At 68.5% G+C, this 7,281-nt stretch carries 6 protein-coding genes and 3 pseudogenes; 7 read left to right on the forward strand and 2 right to left on the reverse strand.

The window, feature by feature from the left end; genetic code table 11:
- The first annotated feature begins 1 nt into the window (after position 1).
- From AQJ46_RS45740 to AQJ46_RS45760, 4 genes and pseudogenes are all read left to right on the forward strand, one after another.
- Positions 2 to 1,744, forward strand: coding sequence for an amidohydrolase (locus AQJ46_RS45740; protein ID WP_404828532.1), 1,743 nt, complete (start codon positions 2 to 4; stop codon positions 1,742 to 1,744).
- A gap of 317 nt (positions 1,745 to 2,061) precedes the next feature.
- Positions 2,062 to 2,385, forward strand: coding sequence for a transposase (locus AQJ46_RS59230; protein WP_208617098.1), 324 nt, complete (start codon positions 2,062 to 2,064; stop codon positions 2,383 to 2,385).
- A gap of 123 nt (positions 2,386 to 2,508) precedes the next feature.
- Positions 2,509 to 3,077, forward strand: a pseudogene (locus AQJ46_RS53385) (IS5 family transposase); the annotation flags it as partial.
- Between the two features lie 165 nt (positions 3,078 to 3,242).
- Positions 3,243 to 3,731, forward strand: coding sequence for a hypothetical protein (locus tag AQJ46_RS45760; protein ID WP_225887604.1), 489 nt, complete (start codon positions 3,243 to 3,245; stop codon positions 3,729 to 3,731).
- A 13-nt stretch (positions 3,732 to 3,744) separates the two neighbouring features.
- Here AQJ46_RS45760 and AQJ46_RS53390 read toward each other — a convergent pair.
- Positions 3,745 to 3,966: pseudogene (locus AQJ46_RS53390) on the reverse strand (transposase family protein); the annotation flags it as partial.
- Between the two features lie 984 nt (positions 3,967 to 4,950).
- Between AQJ46_RS53390 and AQJ46_RS45765 the strand changes: the two are divergent.
- Both AQJ46_RS45765 and AQJ46_RS54900 read left to right on the forward strand, forming a co-directional pair.
- Complete coding sequence (locus AQJ46_RS45765) at positions 4,951 to 5,523, forward strand: hypothetical protein (protein ID WP_318656743.1); 573 nt, start codon at positions 4,951 to 4,953, stop codon at positions 5,521 to 5,523.
- A 369-nt stretch (positions 5,524 to 5,892) separates the two neighbouring features.
- The gene (locus AQJ46_RS54900) at positions 5,893 to 6,282 is read left to right on the forward strand and encodes a transposase (RefSeq protein WP_107117468.1); all 390 of its coding nucleotides are present in this window, start codon (positions 5,893 to 5,895) and stop codon (positions 6,280 to 6,282) included.
- On the opposite strand, the gene AQJ46_RS58890 is transcribed toward AQJ46_RS54900, so the two are convergent.
- Complete coding sequence (locus AQJ46_RS58890; protein ID WP_318656744.1) at positions 6,251 to 6,442, reverse strand: hypothetical protein; 192 nt, start codon at positions 6,440 to 6,442, stop codon at positions 6,251 to 6,253. The genes AQJ46_RS54900 and AQJ46_RS58890 overlap by 32 nt on opposite strands.
- Before the next feature lie 702 nt (positions 6,443 to 7,144).
- Here AQJ46_RS58890 and AQJ46_RS59540 point away from each other — a divergent pair.
- Positions 7,145 to 7,281: pseudogene (locus AQJ46_RS59540) on the forward strand (AMIN-like domain-containing (lipo)protein); the annotation flags it as partial.

Raw genomic sequence — 7,281 nt, forward strand, 5'->3', positions numbered from 1 at the left:
CATGTGCCCTTCGGCTCCCTTCCACTCCCCCTCAGAAAGGCCTGCCGTGCGCGAGAACGCTCCCACCCTCATCCTGACCGGAGGGCAGGTCCTCACCGTCGACCGCGACTTCACCGTCGCGGAGGGCGTGGCCGTACGCGGCCGGGACATCGTCGCCGTCGGCACGGACGCCGAGATGCGCGCGCTCGCCGGGTCCACGACCCGGGTCGTGGAACTGGGCGGGCGGACCGTCCTGCCCGGCATCAACGACTCGCACTTGCACGGTGCCGCCTACGGGATGACCAAGCCCCCGTTCGCCCTGGACGTCGGCCATCCGTCGGTGGGTTCGATCGCCGACATCGCCGCGGTCGTCGGCACGGCGGCGCGCGCCACCCCGCCGGGAGAGTGGCTCGTCGGCCTCGGCTGGGACCCCGGCTACCTCGCCGAGTGCCTCGCGGACCAGGGGCGCTTCCCGCACCGCAGGGACCTGGACGCGGTGGCCCCGGACCATCCGGTCTGCCTGACCGACTTCTCCTCCCACATGGTCTGGGCCAACACCGCGGCCCTGCGCGCCTGTGGTGTCGACCGGGACACCGTCGCGCCGCCCGGCGGCGTCATCGACCTGGGCACCGAAGGGGAGCCCACCGGCATCCTGCGCGAGGCCGCCCAGCGGCTCGTCCAGGCGGCCCTGCCGTCCCCGACGACCGCCCAGCGCCGGCAGGCCATCCAAGGCGTGATCCGCGAACTCCACTCCCGGGGCATCACCAGCTACACCGAGCCCGGCCTCGGGCCCGGCGGCGCCGGAACCCTGTTCGGCGGCCTGAGCACCGAGAACTGGACCGCGTACGCCGAACTGGCCGCCGAGGGCCTGCTCGACGCCCGGGTGAGCGTACTGCTGCTGCCCGCACCGATGGGCGGCTCCGCCGACGACGTACGCAGGGGCCTGGCCGCACTGCACCGCCCGGCGTCCGCCGACCCACGGCTGCTGAACGCCATCGGCGTCAAGATTTTCGCCGACGGGGTGCCCCCGAACCGCACGGCCTGGATGAACGAGCCCTACCCGGACGGCGGCCACGGCGCGCTGTGCGTGCACGGCGAGAGCCCCGCACTCCAGGTGGCGGAGCTGCGCGAGATGATCCGCCTCGCGCACGAGGCCGGGTTCCAGCTCGGCGTGCACGTCACCGGCGACCGGGCCATCGACACCGTCGTGGACGCCTTCATCGCCGCCGACGAGGCCGCACCCCGCCCCGACGCCCGCCACTACGTCATCCACGGTGACTTCATCAGCCCGGACAGCCTGGCCAAACTCGCCACACACGGCTACGGCGTCAACATGAACCCCGGGATCAAGTGGACCATCGCCGACCTCATGGACGAGGTCGTCGGGCCCGCACGCTCGGCCTACCAATGGCCCGTGCGGTCGGCGACGGAGGCCGGAGTCACCGTCTGCTCCAGCTCCGACGCGCCGATCACCGAGCCCGACTGGCGCCAGGGCGTGGCGTCGATGATGCTGCGTGAGTCCAAGGCCAGCGGCCGGCAGAGCGGCCCCGACCAGTGCGTGCCGCTCGCCGACGCCCTGCGCGCCTACACGGCCAACGCGGCCTGGCAGGACTTCGCCGACGACTGGAAGGGCACAATCGCACCCGGCAAGGCCGCCGACCTCTGCGTCCTCGACCGCCCCCTGCTCGACCTCGACCCGCACGACCTGACACGGGTGGAGGTGGACCTCACCGTGTTCGACGGGCGCGTGGTCCACGAACGGTGATTTCCTCAGCGGGAGTGCGCGGGCCGGGGGCGTCCTTCTGCGATGGGTGCGGACCCTCACGGACGCGGGCAAGAAGATCGTCCGGGCGGAAGCGGAGCATCCCTCGTTGTGCTCCTTGTATGGGGCGCTGACCCTGACGCCGTGCGGATGGCATGGCGGGAGGGCGAGCTGAGCGGTGTGACGGTCGTGTTCGCGGCGGCGTGTGCGCTGTGGCTGGTGCTATGGCGCAGGCGTACCGGTCGCGGCCGGCCGGCATGGCCGCTTGTGGTGCTGCTGTGCTGTGTCGCTGTTGCGCTGGTCATGGCTGCCATGACCGGTTGACGGGCGCAGGCAGGTGGGGCTTCTCGTTCTTGTGGGCGGTCTACGACTTCTTCCGCCGCTGGCGGGCCTGCGACTACGTGCGTGAACTGCACGAACGCCTGCGCCGCACGGCGAGGGAACGCTCAGGCCGCAACGCCGAGCCCAGTGCGGGAGTCATCGGCAGTCAGTCGGTGGACGCCTCCGAGACCGTCGGCGAGGACAGCCGCGGTTACGGCGGCGGCAAGTCACGCGACGGACGCAAGCGTCACGTCCTGACCGATACCGAGGGTCTGCTCCTCGAGGTCACCGTGATCACGGCCGACGTGCTCCAAGGCCAGTAGGGTTTTAGAAGTGACGTACAGCATCTGACCAGGCACTTTGCGACTCCCAGCGATCACGACAAGCGCGGACCCCATGGCACTGCGCATGCTCTACCTGGTCTTCCTCCGACTCCTCGGACTGCTCCTGCTGCTCACCCGCTCTCAGCAGACCAAGGACGCCGAGCTGCTCGCGCTGCGCCACGAGAACGCGGTGCTGCGCCGCCAGCTCGGCGTCCGGCCACACAAAGGGGGGCTCACACCGGACCTTCGCCGGTCGACCGGGCCCGGCCCGGAAGCAAGCACCACGTGATAGTCGACCGGCATGGCACTCCGTTGGTCGTCTCGCTGACCAGCGGGAATCGTCACGATGTCACTCAGCTGATGCCCCTGCTGGACGCGATGCCAGCATCCGCGGGGTTCGAGGGCGGCCACGTCACCGACCAGGCCGGCTGTTCGCCGACCGCGGCTACGACTACGACAAGTACCGTCGGCTTCTCCAGGCCCGCGGCATCACACGGAAGTTCGCCCGGAAAGGCACCGCGCATGGCTCCGGACTGGGCAAGACCCGCTGGGTCGTCGAGCGGACCTTCGCCTGGCTCCACCAGTTCAAGCGACTCCAGATCCGCTACGAGATACGCGCCGACCTCCACCTCGGACTGCTCCAACTCGCCTGCAGCATCATCTGCTTGAGAAGACTCCGAACCTCATTCTGAAACGATCCGTAAGGGCGTCGAGCGCCGTCCGGGCTGCTGCCGCCCGCAACACGACTTGCGAGAATGCTTCCTGCACGCACGTTTCGATCAGGGGTGGGTTCGTTGGTCTGGTGGGCGGAAAGGTTCCTCTGGGACGGGGAGCGTCCTGAGTGGACATGGGTCCCATTGAAGTCCGTTGGGCCCATACGGTTCGGTCAGAGCAAGGAGGAAGTCTCTGCCGCTCTGGGCGAGCCGATCACGGCATGGGACGCCAAGAAGTTCGCGCGATGGTATCCCTTCGAAAGGGTTGGCATCGACACCTACTACGACCAGGCGACCCAGGCTCTGGCTGCAGTAGCTGTCGACGCCTGCCGGGGCCCACAGGTCAGCCTCGACGGCACTCCTCTGGTTGGCCGGCTGCCCTCGGAACTCGAACTGTGGCTCGAAAAAACCGCGTCAACGCTTGAGGATCCGACTCTGCCCGAGTACGTCGATGGCCTGCGCTTCGGGCCGCGCGGGGAACCGTATCTCCTCAGCCTGGGACTGGTCCTGCGCTGCCAGCAGAACGGTGACCACGCCCGCTGCCGCCCAGTGTTCCTTGCGCCTCAGTGGGCCATGCAAGGCCAGGAATGGATCGAGGACTTGATCCCCGACACGGAGTGGCTGACGTATTGAGCGATGCCCAACCTCACACTGATGCGTGGTGAAGCACGAGGACGGCCTTCACCACGTCGGTGATTCGGTTGGTGCTGCAGCGGAGCTTCCGCAGGAGCCTCCAACATTTGAGGGTGGCCATGGCGCGTTCGCCCAGGCTGCGGATCTTGTCGTGATCGCGGTTGTGACGCCGACACCAGCCGCGCAGGTTCTTGCCCCTGAATGGGACGCGGACAGCATGCCCTGCGCCCTGATATGCCTAATAGGCACTGTGGGTTGGCAGTTGTCAGTCCTGGCAGGGGCCGCGCGAGACGTCTGGGCTGTATGCAGCGCCTGGGAGTGCTTCGACAAGAGGGACGCGTGCACGGCCTCTGCCGATTCGAGCTCGGTGGTCATACCGTGCCGTGGTTCGAGCCGTTCCCAGAAACACCTCCCGATCAGCCGGAGCCGTGGAGCTCTTCACGAGAGCGAGGACCCTGGACGCTGCTGGGGCCACGGACGGCTGATGGGGTGGTGCGCCCGCGAGCGCTTCTATTAGGTCGCCGGGTGGTCCTGCCACGGCCCGACACCGACGGACGGGAAAGCCCGAAAGGAGCGCGCGGTGGATGTGACCTGCGGAATCGACTGGGCTGAGGATCACGTGCGCCACGAGGCGCTTGAAGTCGAGCGGAGGTGAAAGACCTTCGACTCCTGGCCGTCGCAGCGGTCGGGTGAAGCTGGGGGCAGCCTGATCCGGGAGACGCCGGGGAGGGTGGGAGCAGCCCTGACAACGCCGGGACGTGCCAGTACTGCCAGATGGTGCGGGTCCGGTCAGCGAGACGGGAAGGTGTACGAGAGGAACCGGTGTCTGACGCCCCTTAACGGCCCACCAGCTCAAATCTGGCGGATATGGGCTGGTCGCGGCGCGTACCTGCTCCTCGTGCGAGAGCGGGTAACTCCTGGTCGCCATGTGATCAACGGCCAGGAGGCCACGGTGAATGTCTGCGGCGTAGTCGTGGCGATGCCGCAGGGGTAGAGCTGGGCACCTCACCCGTCGATCGACTTTCAAGTGAACGTGGGAACCGTCCGGTGTCGTCCTCGCCCCGCGCAGCCAGCGCAGCGGAAGGACAGGCACGTCGTCAGCCGACGGCGCCGGGCGGGGCGGAGGCTCCGTAGTAGTCCGAGGCCGGGAAAGCCGGCCGCATGGCGAAGGGAGCCAGCAAGTCAGTAGTGGAAGTACTGGAAGACCAGGAGGCCGCTGGTGAATACGAGTGATCCGCTGCTCGGCACGTTCCGGGCCGAGCGACGGGTACTGGAGATCCAGACCAAGCTGCACCGTTGGGCGAACGACGATCCTCATCGTCGGTTCGACGATCTGTACAACCTCGTCTGTGATCCCGCGTTCCTGGCCATGGCCTGGGAGCGGGTTGCGGGGAACAAGGGCGCACGCTCGGCCGGAGCGGACGGCATGACCGTCACCTTCGTCCGGGAACGGATCGGCGAGGTGCAGTTCCTCGCCGAGCTGCGGGAGCAGTTGAAGTCCCGCAGTTTCCGCCCAATGCCGGTCAGGGAACGGATGATCCCCAAGCCGGGGTCGCGCAAGCGGCGCCGCCTCGGGATTCCGACCGTGGCCGACCGGGTGGTCCAGGCGGCCTTGAAGCTGGTGCTGGAGCCGATTTTCGAGGCGGACTTTGCGCCGTGCTCGTACGGCTTCCGCCCCAACCGGCGGGCGCATGCTGCGATGGCCGAGACGCGCTTTCTGGCATCCAAGACGTACGGGTGCTGGAGGGCGACATCACGGCGTGCTTCGACGAGATCTCGCACTCGGCCCTGATGGACCGGGTGCGGGCTCGGATCGGGGACAAGCGCGTGCTCACGCTGGTGAAGGCGTTCTTGAAGGCGTGCATCCTCACCGAGGTTGGCACCTCCAAGGAGACGGTCACCGGCACCCCGCAGGGCGGGATTCTTTCGCCGCTGCTGGCAGATCACGGGTCCGCTCACCGAGCTCCACGACCGGCTGCGCGACAAGGCCGCCAGAAGGACGGCCGTTCTCCGGATCCGACGGCTGCCACCGTCGACTCACAGTCGGTGAGGGCGGCGGCGAACATCCCGTGCTCCACCTCCGGCTGGGACGGCGGGTAGAAAGTGGGCGGCCGCAAGCGGCACCTGGTGGTGGACTGCCTCGGCCTCGTCCTGGCCGTGTGTGACCACGGCGAGTGTGCAGGACCGCGACGCCGCCGCCCCACTGCTGGAGTGGCTTTGCAAGACGTACTTCTCCATCCGCCTGGTGTGGGCGGACGGCGGCTGTGCCGGGCGCTTGGTCGACTGGGCGGCCGAGAAACTCCAGCTCACTCTCGACATCGTCAAGCGCACTGACGACACGACAGGGTTCGTGGTGCTGCCGCGCAGGTGGGTCGTGGAGAGAACGCTGAGGTGGCTGATGCGTTCGCGCCGCCTGGTGCGTGGCTACGAGACGCTGCCCGCCATGCACGAGGCCATGGTGCTGTGGTCGATGACCATGGTCATGAGCGGCCGCCTGGCCGGACGCCGCCCCGGTGCTTTCAGCCGGCCGCCGGCACCGCGAGCGCGGTGAACACCCCCGGCCGCCTCTGCAGGGCCCAGCCCCGGTCCACCAGGCGTTTCGCCTTCGACCGCAGCCCCTCGACCTTCGCCGGGACCGCCTGAAGGCCGAGGGCCACGGCCAGCTGCTGGCAGCGCGTCCCCTCCCGGCCTGCCGATTCCAGCACTGTCAACGATCCGCTGGTAGTCCGCCGCGAGCACCGACGTCGGCATGCCTTCACTCCGGTGCGGCACCGGCGAACCCGTCATCGCGCCCCGCGCCGGCTCCGCGACTGCCGAAGGCGGTTCGGCCAGCACCTCGGCCACCGTCGCCCGGGCATCCACCAGCCGCTCAAGAGCGCGCTCAGCCGCACCGAGCGCGGCCTGCACCCGCTCGGCCTCCTCCCGCAACCCCGCTATCTCTTCCCGGACCCTTTTCTCCCGGGCCTCCAGCAAACCGAGCACCGATGGCACCAGCCACCTCCACGAGACAGACAAGCGGACGAACCACGCCCATCTGTCCCGCCACCGAACGGAGTTCATACACACCTACCCCGAACCAACCGATCACGTTCGGAAAGCGGATGGCGTCTCAGACAGCTGCCGGTGCGGGGAAGACCAGCGCTCGGAGAGTGTCCAGCCAGGGGGGCGCAGCCCGGCGCGGTTCATGTCCCGGTCGACGCCCACAGGCACAGACACGGCGGGGAAGCGATAGCGGGTCTCCGATGTCACGCTCCAGGACCGGCCGAGGGCGGCGCCCCGGCGGGGGCGGCCCGTAGCCCGGCACGATCGCACTCCAGTACATGAGATTCATTCGCCAAAGCATGCAACCGTACGACCCTCACATATGTCTCATACTGTGACCACCAGTCCCCGACGTCTCATAAGGGGGCGTCATGTACACCCGCCATTGCCTCACGGCCATCACCGCGAGCGCACTCCTCCTGGCCGGCACCGCGGCGTCGACCTCTGCCGCCGCCGCATCCCCGGCACCGTCCACGAGTCTCGTGGTCAACGCCAGAATCGCCGGTCG

The organism is Streptomyces canus (assembly GCF_001514145.1).
Taxonomy (GTDB): Bacteria; Actinomycetota; Actinomycetes; order Streptomycetales; family Streptomycetaceae; genus Streptomyces; species Streptomyces canus.